General features: G+C 63.3%; 17 protein-coding genes. 10 read left to right on the forward strand and 7 right to left on the reverse strand.

The annotated features are described in order from the left end of the window. Positions 1-83 precede the first annotated feature (83 nt). From ACODSR_RS08640 to ACODSR_RS08650, 3 genes are read left to right on the forward strand one after another with little or no spacing between them, the layout of a single operon-like run. A complete protein-coding gene (locus tag ACODSR_RS08640) occupies positions 84-1,073 on the forward strand; it encodes a serine hydrolase (protein ID WP_489075824.1) in 990 nt (329 codons plus the stop codon). A gap of 28 nt (positions 1,074-1,101) precedes the next feature. Then, positions 1,102-1,497: an Mpo1-like protein gene (locus ACODSR_RS08645; RefSeq protein WP_489075582.1), complete on the forward strand. Its 396-nt coding sequence runs from the start codon at positions 1,102-1,104 to the stop codon at positions 1,495-1,497. A gap of 45 nt (positions 1,498-1,542) precedes the next feature. Then, positions 1,543-2,613: a GNAT family N-acetyltransferase gene (locus ACODSR_RS08650; protein WP_489075584.1), complete on the forward strand. Its 1,071-nt coding sequence runs from the start codon at positions 1,543-1,545 to the stop codon at positions 2,611-2,613. Here the strand turns inward: ACODSR_RS08650 and ACODSR_RS08655 are convergent. Continuing rightward, a complete protein-coding gene (locus ACODSR_RS08655; RefSeq protein WP_489075586.1) occupies positions 2,591-3,481 on the reverse strand; it encodes a cupin-like domain-containing protein in 891 nt (296 codons plus the stop codon). The two genes, ACODSR_RS08650 and ACODSR_RS08655, sit on opposite strands and share 23 nt — an antisense overlap. Beyond that, entirely contained in the window at positions 3,478-4,620 is a 1,143-nt protein-coding gene (locus ACODSR_RS08660) for a GNAT family N-acetyltransferase (protein ID WP_489075588.1), read from the reverse strand. The genes ACODSR_RS08655 and ACODSR_RS08660 overlap by 4 nt, the downstream gene beginning before the upstream one ends. Positions 4,621-4,802: 182 nt before the next feature. Here ACODSR_RS08660 and ACODSR_RS08665 point away from each other — a divergent pair, with 182 nt between their 5' ends. The 4 genes from ACODSR_RS08665 to ACODSR_RS08680 all read left to right on the forward strand — a co-directional run bounded on the left by ACODSR_RS08665 (position 4,803) and on the right by ACODSR_RS08680 (position 8,512). Beyond that, entirely contained in the window at positions 4,803-5,804 is a 1,002-nt protein-coding gene (locus ACODSR_RS08665) for an NAD-dependent epimerase/dehydratase family protein (RefSeq protein ID WP_489075590.1), read from the forward strand. A 305-nt stretch (positions 5,805-6,109) separates the two neighbouring features. Then, positions 6,110-7,114 (forward strand): KpsF/GutQ family sugar-phosphate isomerase, encoded by a 1,005-nt coding sequence (locus tag ACODSR_RS08670; protein WP_489075826.1) that lies wholly within the window; start codon positions 6,110-6,112, stop codon positions 7,112-7,114. Continuing rightward, on the forward strand, positions 7,111-7,917 hold the full coding sequence (gene kdsB / locus ACODSR_RS08675; RefSeq protein WP_489075828.1) for a 3-deoxy-manno-octulosonate cytidylyltransferase: 807 nt from the start codon (positions 7,111-7,113) through the stop codon (positions 7,915-7,917). Before ACODSR_RS08670 ends, kdsB begins: the two co-directional genes overlap by 4 nt. A gap of 4 nt (positions 7,918-7,921) precedes the next feature. Beyond that, positions 7,922-8,512: a histidine phosphatase family protein gene (locus tag ACODSR_RS08680; RefSeq protein ID WP_489075830.1), complete on the forward strand. Its 591-nt coding sequence runs from the start codon at positions 7,922-7,924 to the stop codon at positions 8,510-8,512. A 35-nt stretch (positions 8,513-8,547) separates the two neighbouring features. Here ACODSR_RS08680 and ACODSR_RS08685 read toward each other — a convergent pair whose 3' ends face one another. The 4 genes from ACODSR_RS08685 to ACODSR_RS08700 form a co-directional block, all read right to left on the reverse strand. After that, positions 8,548-8,718 carry a hypothetical protein gene (locus ACODSR_RS08685; RefSeq protein WP_489075592.1) on the reverse strand — a complete coding sequence of 57 codons (171 nt, stop codon included), beginning with the start codon at positions 8,716-8,718 and terminating at the stop codon, positions 8,548-8,550. A 122-nt stretch (positions 8,719-8,840) separates the two neighbouring features. Next, positions 8,841-9,392, reverse strand: a complete 552-nt coding sequence (locus ACODSR_RS08690) for an LptA/OstA family protein (protein WP_489075594.1) — start codon at positions 9,390-9,392, stop codon at positions 8,841-8,843. Beyond that, positions 9,392-10,039 carry an LPS export ABC transporter periplasmic protein LptC gene (locus tag ACODSR_RS08695; protein ID WP_489075596.1) on the reverse strand — a complete coding sequence of 216 codons (648 nt, stop codon included), beginning with the start codon at positions 10,037-10,039 and terminating at the stop codon, positions 9,392-9,394. Before ACODSR_RS08695 ends, ACODSR_RS08690 begins: the two co-directional genes overlap by 1 nt. Positions 10,040-10,060: 21 nt before the next feature. Further along, positions 10,061-10,678 carry a ribonuclease D gene (locus tag ACODSR_RS08700; protein WP_489075598.1) on the reverse strand — a complete coding sequence of 206 codons (618 nt, stop codon included), beginning with the start codon at positions 10,676-10,678 and terminating at the stop codon, positions 10,061-10,063. Positions 10,679-10,917: 239 nt separating this feature from the next. On the opposite strand from ACODSR_RS08700, the gene ACODSR_RS08705 reads away from it, so the two are divergent. The 3 genes from ACODSR_RS08705 to ACODSR_RS08715 all read left to right on the forward strand — a co-directional run bounded on the left by ACODSR_RS08705 (position 10,918) and on the right by ACODSR_RS08715 (position 12,744). Beyond that, on the forward strand, positions 10,918-11,769 hold the full coding sequence (locus ACODSR_RS08705; protein ID WP_489075600.1) for a cold-shock protein: 852 nt from the start codon (positions 10,918-10,920) through the stop codon (positions 11,767-11,769). Positions 11,770-12,169: 400 nt separating this feature from the next. Continuing rightward, positions 12,170-12,451, forward strand: a complete 282-nt coding sequence (locus ACODSR_RS08710; protein ID WP_489075602.1) for a type II toxin-antitoxin system ParD family antitoxin — start codon at positions 12,170-12,172, stop codon at positions 12,449-12,451. Further along, a complete protein-coding gene (locus ACODSR_RS08715; protein WP_489075604.1) occupies positions 12,448-12,744 on the forward strand; it encodes a type II toxin-antitoxin system RelE/ParE family toxin in 297 nt (98 codons plus the stop codon). The genes ACODSR_RS08710 and ACODSR_RS08715 overlap by 4 nt, the downstream gene beginning before the upstream one ends. 105 nt (positions 12,745-12,849) lie before the next feature. On the opposite strand, the gene ACODSR_RS08720 is transcribed toward ACODSR_RS08715, so the two are convergent. Next, the gene (locus ACODSR_RS08720) at positions 12,850-14,022 is read right to left on the reverse strand and encodes a DUF4268 domain-containing protein (protein WP_489075606.1); all 1,173 of its coding nucleotides are present in this window, start codon (positions 14,020-14,022) and stop codon (positions 12,850-12,852) included. Between the last annotated feature and the right edge of the window lie 7 nt (positions 14,023-14,029).

Genomic DNA, 14,029 nt, shown 5'->3' on the forward strand with positions numbered 1-14,029 from the left:
GGCCCGCGCGGCAAAGCCCTGTCAACGCGCGAATCGCGGTAAACTCTCTTGCGCTCGGCCCGCGCATTGGCGACATGAGCGCTATGGTTCCGCTTCGTCCCATCGCCCTGTTCGCCGCGCTTGGCCTGTTCCTGGCCCCCCTGCCCGACGCCGACGCCTTCGGCCCGGCCAAGACGGCGGTGCAGCAGACTGCCGAGACGCGGCTGATCGCCCAGTTCCAGCGCTTCGCCAGCCTGACCGACGGGACCGTCGGCATCGTCGTGCGCGACCTTGGCACCGGGGAAACGCTCTCGCTCAATGGCGATACGCTCTTCCCGATGGCCAGCGCCTATAAGGTCGCGGTGGCGGGGCGGATTTTCGCGATGGTCGACGCTGGTGCGCTGACGCTGGAGGACCGGCTGGCGAGTCCGGCGGGTCCGGTCTCGGTCGCCACGCTGCTCGACCTGATGCTGACCCGCAGCGACAATGACGCGACCGACCTGCTGGTCGCGCGCGCAGGTGGCCCGGCGGCGGTGCATCACTGGGTCGCGGGGCTGGGGATCAGGGGCTTGCGGGTGGATAGCAACACCGCCGATCTTCTGTATCGCGCCATGGGCCTCGCCCCCCGACCGGGCAATTTCAACCGCAATGTCGCCGCTGCCATGGCCGCCGATCCGACGCTGCGCGAACGCGATGCGCGCGACATTCCCAACATCGCCTTTGCCCAGGACCCGCGCGACACCGCGACGCCGACCGCGATGACCGATCTGGTCGCGGCGATCCGCACCGGCAAGGCTTTGTCGGGGCGCAGCACGGTGGCGTTGCTGTCGATCATGGAACGGTGCCGCACCGGCAAGGCGCGACTGCCCGGCATGTTGCCGCCCGGCACGCTGGTCGCGCACAAGACCGGGTCGCTCAACGGCACCGGCAATGATACGGGCGTCATCACCCTGCCCGACGGGCGGTTGTTCGCCATCACCGTGTTCGTGATGCAGGATCATAAGGGGCAGGTGACGCGCGACCGCATCATGGCGGAAGCGGCGCGGGCGACCTATGACTATTTCCTGTTCGCGCCCGATCGCAGCACGGTCTGACGCATCGCGCTTAACATCGATCAGCCACATGGATAAGGTGGCGGCAGAGAGGATTGCCGTGCCCGCCATCACCCAATTTCGCGATTTCTGGCCCTATTATCTGCAGGAACATGCGCGTCCCGGCACGCGCGCGTTGCATTATGCGGGGACCAGCCTGGTCGTGGCGCTGCTGGCGGCGGCACCGGTTGCCGGGCGCTGGTGGATGGCGCTGGCGCTGCCGATCGTGGGCTATGGCTTTGCCTGGATCGGACATGGCCTGATCGAGCGCAACCGTCCCGCCACCTTCCGCTATCCGCTCTGGTCGCTGCGCGCCGATTTCGTGATGTGGCATCGCTATCTGACCGGGCATATGCGCCGCGATCTGGCCCGCGCCGGGGTGCGCGCCGATGGCACGGTCGATCCTGCGCGGCGCGTGTTCGCCTAGCAGAGCCGCTTGACCGCACCCGGCGCTCTGCCACAAGAGGGCGCAATGGCTCTTACCGCGCAATTCCTGCCCCTGCCCGACCGGGCGGCGCTTTCCGCTCGCTGGCAGGCGCTCGAAGCGCAGGCGGATGCGGCCTTTTTCCTCAGTTGGACCTGGGTTGGCGCGTGGCTGGACAGCTATGATGTGCGGCCCGAATTGCTGGCGGTCACCGACGCGGCGGGCGGGGACGTCGCGCTGGCGCTGGTTGGTCATGCGATGATGCCGCGCCTGCTGGGGCGGGTCGCGACATTGAGCCTCAACCAGTCCGGCGACGCGCAAGCCGACCGGCCCTATGTTGAGTATAATGGCCTGCTGACCGCGCGCGGGCAGGAGGCGGAGGCAGCGACCGCCGCCATCGCTGCATTGGCCCGTCGTCGCGACTGGCGGGCGCTGCGGCTGAGCGGGATTGCGCCGGATTCGCCGCTGCTGGCGCTGCCCGCCAGAACGAAACGCCGGGTCGATGCCTCGCCCGTCTATCAGGTCGATCTGGACGCGGTGCGCGGCGCAAGCGGCGATTATCTCTCGCTCCTGAGCGCCAATACGCGCAGCCAGATCCGCCGCGCGATCAAGGATCATGGCGGCGGCCTGCCCCATGTAGCACGGGCCGGCGCGAATGAAATCGCGCCCTGGCTGGCCGAGATGGCAGCGCTCAACAGCGGGCGTCATGCCGACAATGCCTGGGACGATCCGGCCTTTTGCGGCTTTGTCGCGACCATCGTGGAGCAGGGGCGGGCCAGCGGTGCCGTCGATCTGCTGCGCTTTACCGACGCGGGCGGGGTCGTGGGCCTGCTGGTCAATTTCGTGCATCGGGACCAGGCGCTCAACTATCAGTCCGCCTTTGCCGAACCGCGCACGGGCAAGGACAAGCCGGGCCTGCTCTGCCATGCCGCCGCCGTCGATCATTATGCCGCGCGCGGCCTGTCGCTCTATTCGCTGCTGGCGGGCAAGGATCGCTACAAGCAGAGCCTGTCCACGCGCGAGGAAAGTCTGGAATGGTGGGTGATCGAACGTTTTACACCGCGGCTGGCGGCAGAAGCGTTGCTGCGCCGCGTCCTTAAACGCCCAGCTTCCGCATGATGCGATAGACCAGCCGCCGCACGCCCTGTTTTTCAGGCCGTGCGCTGACCTGACCCACCGGCAGGCTGCGCCGCCGCAGCAATGCGTTGAAACTGTGCAATTCGCCCTCCGCCACGCTGCGTTCGGACCGCCATGTCACCGACAGGCTGACCGAGACGGCGGGGCCATTCTCGACGAAATGGGGGGCCTTGACCGGCACATGCACTGCTTCGCCCGGCTGCATGGGGAAGGGGGTGCCCAGCGCCTTGAACCCGTCCTGCCAGACCAGGTTGCGATGGCCGCCGCCATGAAATTCCTCGCTCTTTTGCGCCGGGACCAGCGCTTCGTCGCGCGCGGGGAAGATGGTCATCACCTTGGTCCCCATGATCTGGAGCAGGATATTATGCTCCGGGTCCATGTGGAAGGGGGTGACGCTGCCCGGCGAGGTCAGGAAGATGAAGGCTTCGCGGTGGAGCATCGGCCCGGTCTTGTCCGCGACGATGGGGGCGAGTTCAGCGAGCGCCGCGTCGAGCAGCGCGGCATAGGCCGGATCACGCTCGACATTTTTAAGGACCGCCCAGCTGCCATTGGTTTCGATCGTGCGGATGGTTTCGCCCAGCGTCAGCCCGTTGGACGGCGTATCTTCGGGCCGCACGCCCAGAGGCAGCTTGCCCAGATTATATTCGACGCTGGATGCAGGCATACGCTCCGCCAGCACGGCCAGTGCATCAAGGCTGAGCAATGTGTGGCCGACCAGATTATGGCTCAGCGCGACCGGCTGGTCGGGATAGGCGGCGGCGAAGGTCGCGCGCGCGCTATTGGGGAAGGTGGTGGCGGGGAAGGTCGCGGCATCGGCATCGGCGGCGGCGATCGGGCGATGGGCGGTCATCGCTGTCCTTTCAAAAGGCTGGCCAGGGATTCAAGGCCGTTGACAAGGGCGAAGGCGGCGGCGCGCTGCACCCGCGCCAGGCCGGTGCCGCGCAGGGCGATGCGATATTGCACGATCGTGCGCCGTTCCGCCCACAGGCTGTCGATCATCGGATGGTCGGGCGCGGCGCAACTGTCCATCCAGCCGATCGCGGGATCATCCTGCACTGCGTGCAGATTGGCGATCTCGATCAGCACGCCGGGGGAAAAGCGGCCCAGCGCCTCGTCAAAAGCGATCTTGAAGGAGAAGGCGCCCGCGCCGTGGCGGAAATTGGCCAGCATCGCGATCGCCCGACCATCCAGGTCGATGCGCAGCATATGCAGCCGCCCGGCGTCGAACGCGGCGGCGCAGGCCGCGCGAAAAAAGGCGGCGTCGGCGGGTTTGCAGGCCAGCGCCGTGCCTTCCTGTCCCTTCCATCCCGACGCTTCGAGCGTCAGGAAATCGGCGCACCAGTGCGGCAGGTCGGCGCGCTCGGCCAGCAGCCTTGTCTCGACCGTACCAAGTTCGGCAAGCCGCTTTTGCAGGCGGCGGATTTCCTTGCGCTTCTTGGACCGCACATTGGTGTCCCAATAGGCGTCAGCGGTCAGGTCCGACCGCAGCATCGCCCGGTCGTAGCGGTGAATTTCGCGCCGTCCGCGCCTTTGTTCGACGCAGAGCGCCTCCAGCGCGGCGGCATTGGCCCCGGCGGCGTCCAGCCCCTCCATATGCAGGAAGCCGCGCGCCCAGGGGGCATCGTCCAGTTGGGCAAGGAAACTGCGCCATGCCGCCACTTCCTGCCCTGCGCGGATCATCGGTGCGCCAAAGAAGCAATGATCGTGCATCCAGTTGGCAACGCATCCGATCGGCAGACGGCCATGGCGCGGCTGCACCACCACCGGCAGCAGGCCGATCAGATGGTCACCCGCCCGCGCCTCGATCAGTCGCACATGGCCGTCGGTGGTGAGATGGTCGATCGCCGCACCCAGCATGTCAGGCGCATAAAAGGCATTGGCTTCCGCCGCCTCCTTCGCTAGCGCCGCCCAGCGCGCACGCGGCTTCGTTCCCGGTGACAGGTCGGGCGGCAGGGGAACGGGGGGCGCTGGATGCGATGCCATGTCCATGGCTTTCCGCCTTAAATGGCAAAGATTAGGGAAAGCCTAAACTTTGCCGTCTAAGCGGAGGGCGATCGGATGGAACATCGGGCGCAAATGGGACGAAAAAGCCTTTACATCGCCCGCCACTTTGGTGTGACTGACAGGGTGCGCCGCCCGCTGGCGCGACTTCGCGTGGGAGAATGAATAGCATGACGATATTGGTCACCGGCGTCGCCGGCTTTATCGGCATGACGGTCGCCGATCGGCTCATGGCGCAGGGCCATGCCGTGGTCGGCATCGACAATATGAACGATTATTATCCCGTCTCGCTCAAGCGGGACCGGATCGCCGCGCTGGAAAAGGCGCATGGCAAGCTGTTCACCTTTCACGAGCTGGATTTCGCCGACAATGATGCGCTGCTTGGCGCGCTCGCGGATCAGGTGATCGAATCGATCGTCCATCTGGGCGCGCAGGCCGGGGTGCGCTATTCGCTGATCAACCCGCACGCCTATGTCCGTTCCAACCTGGCGGGCCATGTCAACATGCTGGAACTGGCGCGCGAACGGCGGGTGCGGCATCTGGTCTATGCGTCCTCCTCCTCCGTATATGGCGGGAATGATACGCTGCCCTTCCGGGTCGAGGATCGCGCCGATCATCCCGTTTCCCTCTATGCCGCGACCAAGCGCGCCGACGAATTGATGAGCGAGACCTACGCCCATCTGTTCCGTATCCCGATGACCGGGCTGCGTTTCTTCACCGTCTATGGACCATGGGGTCGGCCCGACATGGCGATGTGGATCTTCACCAAAAAGATACTCGCCGGGGAACCGATACCGGTGTTCAACCATGGCCGGATGCAGCGCGATTTCACCTATATCGACGATATCGTTGCGGGCGTGATCGGCTGCCTCGACCATCCGCCTGCCGACGACGGCGCGCCCAAGCCGGGCGGCAGTCGCGCGCCGCACCGCCTCTATAATATCGGCAATAACAAGCCTGAGGAGTTGATGCACCTGATTGCGGTGCTGGAGGACGCGCTGGGTCAAAAGGCGCAGATCGATTTCCAGCCGATGCAACCGGGCGATGTTCACGCCACCTTTGCCGACATCAGCGCCATCGCCCACGACATCGGCTTTGCACCCACGACGCAAATCGAATCGGGCGTGCCGCAATTCGTTGCCTGGTATCGCGACTATCATCAGGTTCGTTGACACCGCATTGCGCCGCACACATGGCGCTGTCAAAAGTTCCACGGCCCGTCGCTGGCTTCAGTCGCCCCGTCTCGCGAGATGACGATGGTGTGAAGGAAAACTGCGTTGAAATTCTTTTCGCAGTTGCAAAATGGTTTGCCATAAGTGCCTGAAACAGCGTAAACAGTTGCCCTGTGCTGGTGGTCAAGCCGGTTAGGGGTCGCGGAACAAGGGAAAGACGACGCATCGAACAGGGTGGATCGTCGCCGCATGTGCCAGCCGAATATTCGGCGGCAACATGCGGGAAAAAGGGCAAACGCGTGTCGATACTTGCTTCGAAAATCGTCCCGTTCGGGTCGGGCGGACGGATTGTTAATGCGGCCTGTCACAGCCTGTCTGTCGCAGCGCTGGGCCTCAATGCGCTCGAAGCGCAATTTTCTGAACGCGACTTTGCTGCCACTTTTGTGCGGCTGATCGGCGTTATCATGAATGTCCGGGGTCGCGTGATCGTGACCGGCATCGGCAAGAGCGGCATCGTCGCGCGGAAGATGACGGCGACGCTGACGTCGACCGGCACGCCCGCCATCTTCCTGCATCCCGCCGACGCCGGCCATGGCGATCTGGGCATGGTGACGCCCGACGATGTCGTGCTGATGCTGTCCCATTCGGGCGAATCGACCGAACTTGGTCCCATCATCCAATATTGCAAGCGCTTCGCCATCCCGTTGCTGGGCATGACGGCACAGGCGCACAGCACGGTCGCCACTGCCGCCGACATTTGCATGTTGATGCCCGACGTGCCCGAAGCCTGCCCCAATTCGCTTGCGCCGACCACATCGACTACGGTGCAGATGGCCTTTGGCGACGCGATGGCGATTGCGCTGATGGAAATGCGCGGATTTTCTGCTGACGACTTCCACAAATTCCACCCCAATGGTCGCCTTGGCGCGCAACTGATCAAGGTGCGCGAACTGATGGCCAAGGGGGGTGACATCCCGTCGGTGCAGGAGGATGCATCGCTGCTGGACGCGACCATCGAAATGACCCGCGCCCGTCTGGGCGGCACGGCAGTCGTAGACCGTGACGGGCGGCTGATCGGTGCCTTCACCGATGGCGACCTGCGCCGCACGGTGACCGGCAAGCAGAATCTGACCGAGGCGGTCGGCCGGTTCATGACGCCCACGCCGCTGGCGGTTGGACCGGACGAACTGGCGCAGGAAGCGCTGCACCTGATGCACGAACGCAACGTCATGCTGTTGTTCGTGTGCGACAAGGGCAAGTTGATCGGTGCGGTTCATATGCACGACCTGCTGAACGCGGGCGTCGCCTGAACCAGCTTGTCGTCATTCCCGCGCGGGCGGGGTCGTCCCGCCTGCCGCGCAAGCCGCTGCGCCTGATCGCCGGGCGCACCTTGCTCCATCGCACCATCGCCATGGCCCGCGGCGCTATCGGCATGCGCGACGGGGTGGCGCTGACCGTCGCCACCGATGACGACGCAATCGCCGATCACGCCCGCGCTGTCGGCTGCGATGCGGTAATGACCGACAGCGCCATCGCCACCGGATCAGGCCGCGCGCTGGCCGCTGCGCTGGCGCAGGCGAACCCGCCGCGCTTCGTCGTCAACCTCCAGGGCGATTCCCCCTTCCAGCCGCAGGGGGCGCTGGGCGCGGTCATCGCCGCGCTGGAGGCAGGCGCGCAGGTCGCCACCCCGGTAATTGCGCTCGATTGGGCCGCGCTCGATGCCCTGCGCGATCACAAGACCCGTTCCCCCTTCAGCGGCACCTGCTGCGCCCGCGCGCCCGATGGCCGGGCCTTGTGGTTTTCCAAGAACATCATCCCGGCCATCAGGGGCGAAGATGCCCTGCGCGCCAGCCAGCCCATCTCGCCCGTCTGGCGGCATGTCGGCCTTTATGGCTATGCGCTGGACGCCCTGCGTGCGTTCGAGGCTTGCCCGCCCACGGCGCTCGAAAATCTGGAGGGGCTGGAACAACTCCGCCTGCTGGAACTGGGTATCCCGGTCATGACCGTGGCGGTCGATCCGCCGCTGTTCGACAGCAGCGGGATCGATACCGAAGCGGACATCAGCCGTGTCGAAGCGCTGATCGCCCGGCATGGCGACCCGACGCCCCCTTAACGCCATGCGCCGCCTCTTCATCATCCGCCATGGCAATACCTTTGCCAGCAGCGCGCAGGCCTGCCGCATCGGATCGCGCACCGACCTGCCGCTGGTCGAGAGCGGCCAGGCGCAGGCGCAGCGGCTGGGCGCATGGTTTGTCGCACAGGACTTTGCCATCACCCGGCTGCTGACCAGCCCGCTGCTGCGTGCCTGCCAGACGGCGCAGGCGATCGCCGACGCCACCGGCCATGGGCCTGACGGCACGCGCGACTGGCTGGGCGAGATCGACCATGGTCCCGACGAAGGCCGCCCGGAGGCGCAGGTGCTGGCGCGCATCGGCGCGCAGGCGATCGCCGACTGGGACGAACGCGCCATCGCCCCTGTCGGCTGGATTGTGGACGCCGACGCGCGCATCGCTGCCTGGCGCGCTTATTTCGCTGAAGGTGGGGAGGGGGTCGATCTGCTCGTCACCAGCAATGGCGCCGCCCGCTTCGCGCTGCTGGCAGCGGGTTTGCCGCTAGGTTCGCTCAAGCTGCGGACGGGGGCGTTCGGGGAACTGGCGCTCGATGCGGATGGCGGCGTGACGCTGGTCCAATGGGATGCCCGGCCTTGAGCCGATAGGTGCAAGGCCCGCCTTTTCGCGCCTGCCTAGCCTTTGGAAAACCAGATCACGATGCCGATCGAGGCTACTGCCCAGCTGGCCAGACCGACCGCCAGGCCACTGATGACGCCGATGGTCATGCTCCAGCGGCGCGCGCTCAGAATGGCGCTGCCGAGCGCAATGGCGAATATCACTAGAACGATTGCCGCCAATGTCATGGAGCAGCTTATCGCAGCGCAATTAAAAATGTGCAATCCCTGATTGTTACAGGGTCTCCACTCTGGATCAATCCCACCGACGAACGGTTCGTCGCGTTACGGAAACCGCACAACGCCCGCGCTTAATTCTTCCGCTGCGGCACCGAGAATGTCCCCGTCACCCGGCCCCCGGCGCTGCCTGTGACTCCAGCGCCGCCGCCCGACGCGCGGCCATCGACCGTCGAGCGCCCGGTGTTGAGGTCCATCACCAGTCGCCCGCCGGTCAGCCGGTTGGCCCCTTGCGTCAGCGCGACATTGCCCAGCATGGTGATGAGCTTGCTGTTGAGGTCGTAAATGGCGACATTGCCGCGTGCGGTCTGGTCCGCCTTGGTCACCACGACATTGCCCGATGCGTCGATCCGGTCGATCTCCACCCCGCCCGTGCCCGCGCCCGGTTGGTTGCGATAGGCCACGGTCATGCGCGCGGCGTTGAGCGTCATGCCCGCCTGCGTCACTTCGACATTGCCGGACACGACGACGCGGTCGGCACGGTCCTGCACCTCGATCCGGTCGGCGGTGAAATTGACCGGGGCATTGCTGTTATGATTGCCGACGACCTGCGCATCCGCACCGGCGAACAACAGGCCAGCGGCACCCACGCAGCCGATCGACAGCAGAAGATAGGAAGCTTTCATCAGTTCCGCCCTTTGAGGCCATTTTGTTCGATGCGCAAGCTGGCCCGGCCATTCAATGTCACCGTGCGCGCGCCCATGTCCGCGTCCAGATGGTCGGCGCTGAACGTGCCGATCGGGATGCGCCCGTCGACCCGGCCGGCGCTGCGCATCCGCCGGGTCTTGAGGTCTATGCCGACGTCGCGCGTGGTCAGGCGGTATCCGCCCGCCGCCTCGAACTGCACAGGCCCGTCAATCCCGACCCGCTCGGTCTCCATGTCATAGCGACCCTTTTGCGCGCTCAGCACGGCGGGGCCGTCCGCCAGCAATATGCGCGCGGACATGGCGTTCAGATCGACGATCGGTTCGCGCGAGCTTTTCTGCACCGCCGACCCTGCACGCAGGGAAAAGGGCTGCCCCTTGCTGTCCTGCCCGCGATAGAGCGCTTCGGTCACGCGCATCCGTTCCTTGGCGACTTCCACCTTATTCTTGTCCAGCACGAAGCTGACCTTGTCGCCGCCGGTGAAGGGCGCGGTCGCCAGCAGTGCGCTCAGCACGCCGACCGCGACCGGCAGCCAGATTTTGAGCGTGCCGACCAGCCGGTCATGGCTCCCCCCCGGCCGCGCCCAGTGGCGGCGCACATCGCGTTGCTGATCGGCCTGGACGGACATGATGACGACTACCCGATTCGCTTACATATGGGAGAAGATGTCGATCTCCGGCCATCCCGCCAGGTCGAGTTCGGCGCGGTGCGGCAGGAAATCGAAACAGGCCTGCGCCAGTTCCATCCGCCCTTCGCGCTCCAGCCGCTTGTTCAGCTCGGTGCGCAGCGCGTGGAGGAAGCGCACGTCGGACGCGGCATAATCCTTCTGCGCGTCCGTCAGGGTCGGGTTGCCCCAGTCGCTCGACTGCTGCTGCTTGCTGATGTCCTGCCCCAGCAATTCGCGCACCAGTTCTTTCAGCCCATGGCGGTCGGTATAGGTGCGGATCAGGCGCGATGCGATCTTGGTGCAATAGACGGGCGCTGCCACCACGCCCAGATAATATTTGATCGCGGCAATGTCGAAACGCCCGAAATGATAGAGTTTCAGCCGTTCCGGGTCGGCCAGCACGGCGCGCAGATTGGGCGCGGCATAGTCCGATCCGGCGGCAAAGCGCACCAGATGTTCATCGCCCTTGCCATCGCTGATCTGCACCACGCAGAGGCGATCGCGCGGGGTGATCAACCCCATGGTTTCGGTGTCGACGGCGATCGGACCGGGGGCGAGCACGCCAGCGGGCAGATCTTCTTCATGGAAATGGACGGTCATGGCTTCCCCTCTATGGGCAAAGCGGAGATATCGCAATCAAAGGCTTTGCCGATGGCGCGACACGCCCATGCGATCAGCTGAAGTCGTGCCCGAAACGTTGCCTGTAAAAACATTCGCGCTCCCCCGAAAAGTTGATATAGTGATTCCCAAACCGCGCCTTTGCGGTGGATTGTGCATGTCATTCGCCCGACATGTTTGTCCGATTGGTCTTGGGGCGAAGCGAAAGTGACTAACAGGGCATGAGTTTTGACAGAGGTCGCCGCGGCGGGCGCGGCAAGGACAAGCGCGACGGTTTCGGCGACGACAATTTCTACGATCAGGGCGCTGGCGGCGGCGGTGGTCGCGGTGGTTTTGGTGGCGGCTTCGGTGGCGGTGACCGCTTCGGCGGCGGCGGCGGTGGCTTCGGCGGGGATCGCGGCGGCTTCGGCGGTGGCGATCGTCCCGCAGGCGGCGGCTTTGCCGGTGGTGGCAATCGCGGCGGCTTCGGCGGCGGTGGCGGCGGCTTTGCTGGCGGCGGCGGCGGTGGTCGCGGTATGCCCGCGCAGGTCGTTGGCGAAGGCACGGGCGTCGTCAAATTCTTCAACGGTCAAAAGGGCTTCGGCTTCGTCGTCCGTGATGATGGCGGCGAAGACGTGTTCGTGCACATCAGCGCCGTCGAACAGGCTGGCCTGACCGGTCTGGCCGAAGGGCAGCAGCTCGGCTTCACCCTGGTCGATCGTGGTGGCAAGGTGTCGGCAACCGATCTCAAGATCGAAGGCGAACCGCTCCCCGTGACCGATCGCGGCCCGCCGCGTGAGCCGCGCGAACCCCGCGCCGGTGGTTTTGGCGCAGCGCCTGGTGGCGATCGTGGTGGCCCGCAGCGTCAGCTGACCGGCGAACGCGCCAGCGGCACGGTCAAATTCTTCAACGCGATGAAGGGCTTTGGCTTCATTCAGCGCGATGACGGCCAGCCCGACGCCTTCGTCCACATCAGCGCCGTCGAACGTGCTGGCATGGCCGCCCTCAATGAAGGCGACCGTCTGGACTTTGAACTGGAAGTCGACCGTCGCGGCAAATATGCCGCCGTCAACCTCCAGCCCAAGTCTGACTAAACAGACACACTTCCGCTTTCGCGGGAGAGGATAAGAAGGGGTCGCCTGCCCGGCGGCCCCTTTTTTTGTTTGGGGCTTATGGAGTTTGCGAACCCGATGCTGGCATGTTGAGCAACGCCCATCCACCCGTGGCGGGAGGGGGTTTGCATATGACTTTTCGTTATCTCTACAACGTCATCCTGAACTTGTTTCAGGATCCATCGTGCCCCACAAGCTGCCGCTTGTGACGAGAAGTGGATGCTGAGCTGTAAGGCCAGCGCAGCTAAACGAGTTCAGCATGACGATTGAAGGAGGGGACATTTTCATATGCGCCGGCCTTCCCCTTGCGGGGAGGATTTTGTCGGGGCATTGAAGTCTATGGCAATTTTTGCCATATCAGGGGCGTTGGAGGTATCAGCCGATGGCGACAATGAATGTGTCCCTGCCCGATCCCATGCGGGACTATGTGCAAAATCGTATCGACAGCGGCCAATATGCCAGCGTCAGCGACTATGTGCGCGACCTCATCCGCCGCGATCAAAGTGCGATCATGGATGAAGAACGTTGGCTGAAAGAACTCGATGCGTCGATTGACGAGAGTCTTGCGGAGATGAAGGCAGGCGGCGGCCATGATCTTGACGAAGTTTGTGGCGCGATCATTGCCGACATCCGGCAAAGTGCGGGTGGCCAATCGCGTCCATGAAGGTCATGCTGTCCTCACGGGCCATGCGCGACCTTGAAGGCATCCGAACCTATATCGAGAAAGACAATCCAGCCCGCGCTGTCTCGTTCGTCAACGAGTTACGCGATACCGCGAAGAGTCTGGCCGACATGCCGCGCGCCTTCCCGCTGATCCCGCGCTACGAACAGCATGGCATCAGACGGCGATCGCACAAGGGCTATGGCATTCTCTATTCCGTCGAACCGGATCGCATCTTCATCCACCGGATCATCGGGCCGGGGCAGGATCATGACGCGGCGTTGCACCTGAATTGAGGGTTGGGGCTGCTCGGCGTGTAATCTGGCTATTGCGTTATGGCGGGTTTCGGAAGCCGGTCTACGGTTGCCGCCTCAAGAAACTTTGATCGTAGTCATTGCTCATTAAGTCAATGAATGGATTTCTTCTGGTGAAACCCAATCGCTGGTATCCAGCATTCGAACGCGATCCACAAATACTCTATAAAATTCATTCAATTTCGTCGCAAGCCATTCATGCTGTCGTTGCCAGTCTGCTTGCATTTCAGGGTTAGAGCCATTCAGGGAAACTGAAATTCTTGTGTCTTTGCCTAGCGGCAGTTCCTCCCAATCGAGCGCATAACCAATTTCCGCTTCGATTTCTGTTTTTTGATCTCGCAGAAGCCAGAATCTAGGTTTGGCATGTGAACCAGACAAATATAATTCTGCGCGAACTTGATCCTTGGAGCGTATCATAGATGCATTAACACCAACTCCGCTTCGGCCTATGGAGTAAGACATCCAAGATTGCGGCTGTGGTTTCCGATCCTTCGCCAATGGGCCACCTTTTGACGTCAAGACATTTCCAAATGCAGTCCAGTAAGCCAGTTGTAAAGATTTAGTGCCAGTGAGTTCGGCATCGTCAATTGCACGGGCAGCCTGCGAAACAAGTTTGTTCCAGTTGTTCGGTTTAGCCACGATGTTGAAGCGAGGCGCAGCTGGCGATTCACCAATGCGCCATAGCTCTACTTCGACACCAAAAAATCGGAAAGTTTCGTCAGTGATCCGGTTTAGCCAATCAAGTGTGGACCGGTGTTCGTCAGTGAAGCGAGCGGCAATCCAAACGATCGTTACTGCTTCAAGGCCGGAGGCGTATGTTAAGAGCTGGCCCAAATGGGAATGATCGGTGCGCTCAAGTTGGTTCTCGATCAAGACCCAAGCGTTCGTTCCGATATCCTTGCACAAAATGTCCGCGCGGAACGGACCTACTGCCTTTTCTTGAGCCTCTAGCTCAAGTTCAAGGCCAAGAGTCTCGCTAAGGGTTAGGAGGTTTTCTTCACGCGCAAGCCAAGGTGTAAAATCGGACGATTCACTGAGCCAGATATCGCGAAGTTCAATCTTCACCAGTTTGCCGAGATTGTGAGTATTCATACGTCCTCCAGCATTCCTTCGCTGCGGCAATTTACGTTGAAAGCAGGTCTCCAATCCAGATTTTTCAATTTGATTGCGTGTTTGGAAAGGTCGGTCGCCTGCAAGGTAGAAGCCCGCCGACTCGGTGGTCGGCTCTTGTGTTACTGTGGGGGCAACGACCGAAAACACGTATAGC

Source organism: Sphingobium sp. FG125 (assembly GCF_057809795.1).

Excerpts from the sequence above, each read along its gene's own strand:
- ACODSR_RS08665 (WP_489075590.1), top strand. The coding sequence starts at position 4,803 with ATGACGATATTGGTCACCGGCGTCGCCGGCTTTATCGGCATGACGGTC.
- ACODSR_RS08685 (WP_489075592.1), bottom strand. The coding sequence starts at position 8,718 with ATGACATTGGCGGCAATCGTTCTAGTGATATTCGCCATTGCGCTCGGC.
- ACODSR_RS08695 (WP_489075596.1), bottom strand. The coding sequence starts at position 10,039 with ATGTCCGTCCAGGCCGATCAGCAACGCGATGTGCGCCGCCACTGGGCG.
- ACODSR_RS08715 (WP_489075604.1), top strand. The coding sequence starts at position 12,448 with ATGAAGGTCATGCTGTCCTCACGGGCCATGCGCGACCTTGAAGGCATC.
- ACODSR_RS08645 (WP_489075582.1), top strand. The coding sequence starts at position 1,102 with ATGGATAAGGTGGCGGCAGAGAGGATTGCCGTGCCCGCCATCACCCAA.
- ACODSR_RS08660 (WP_489075588.1), bottom strand. The coding sequence starts at position 4,620 with ATGGACATGGCATCGCATCCAGCGCCCCCCGTTCCCCTGCCGCCCGAC.
- ACODSR_RS08640 (WP_489075824.1), top strand. The coding sequence starts at position 84 with ATGGTTCCGCTTCGTCCCATCGCCCTGTTCGCCGCGCTTGGCCTGTTC.
- ACODSR_RS08650 (WP_489075584.1), top strand. The coding sequence starts at position 1,543 with ATGGCTCTTACCGCGCAATTCCTGCCCCTGCCCGACCGGGCGGCGCTT.
- ACODSR_RS08680 (WP_489075830.1), top strand. The coding sequence starts at position 7,922 with ATGCGCCGCCTCTTCATCATCCGCCATGGCAATACCTTTGCCAGCAGC.
- ACODSR_RS08690 (WP_489075594.1), bottom strand. The coding sequence starts at position 9,392 with ATGAAAGCTTCCTATCTTCTGCTGTCGATCGGCTGCGTGGGTGCCGCT.
- ACODSR_RS08700 (WP_489075598.1), bottom strand. The coding sequence starts at position 10,678 with ATGACCGTCCATTTCCATGAAGAAGATCTGCCCGCTGGCGTGCTCGCC.
- ACODSR_RS08655 (WP_489075586.1), bottom strand. The coding sequence starts at position 3,481 with ATGACCGCCCATCGCCCGATCGCCGCCGCCGATGCCGATGCCGCGACC.
- ACODSR_RS08705 (WP_489075600.1), top strand. The coding sequence starts at position 10,918 with ATGAGTTTTGACAGAGGTCGCCGCGGCGGGCGCGGCAAGGACAAGCGC.
- ACODSR_RS08710 (WP_489075602.1), top strand. The coding sequence starts at position 12,170 with ATGGCGACAATGAATGTGTCCCTGCCCGATCCCATGCGGGACTATGTG.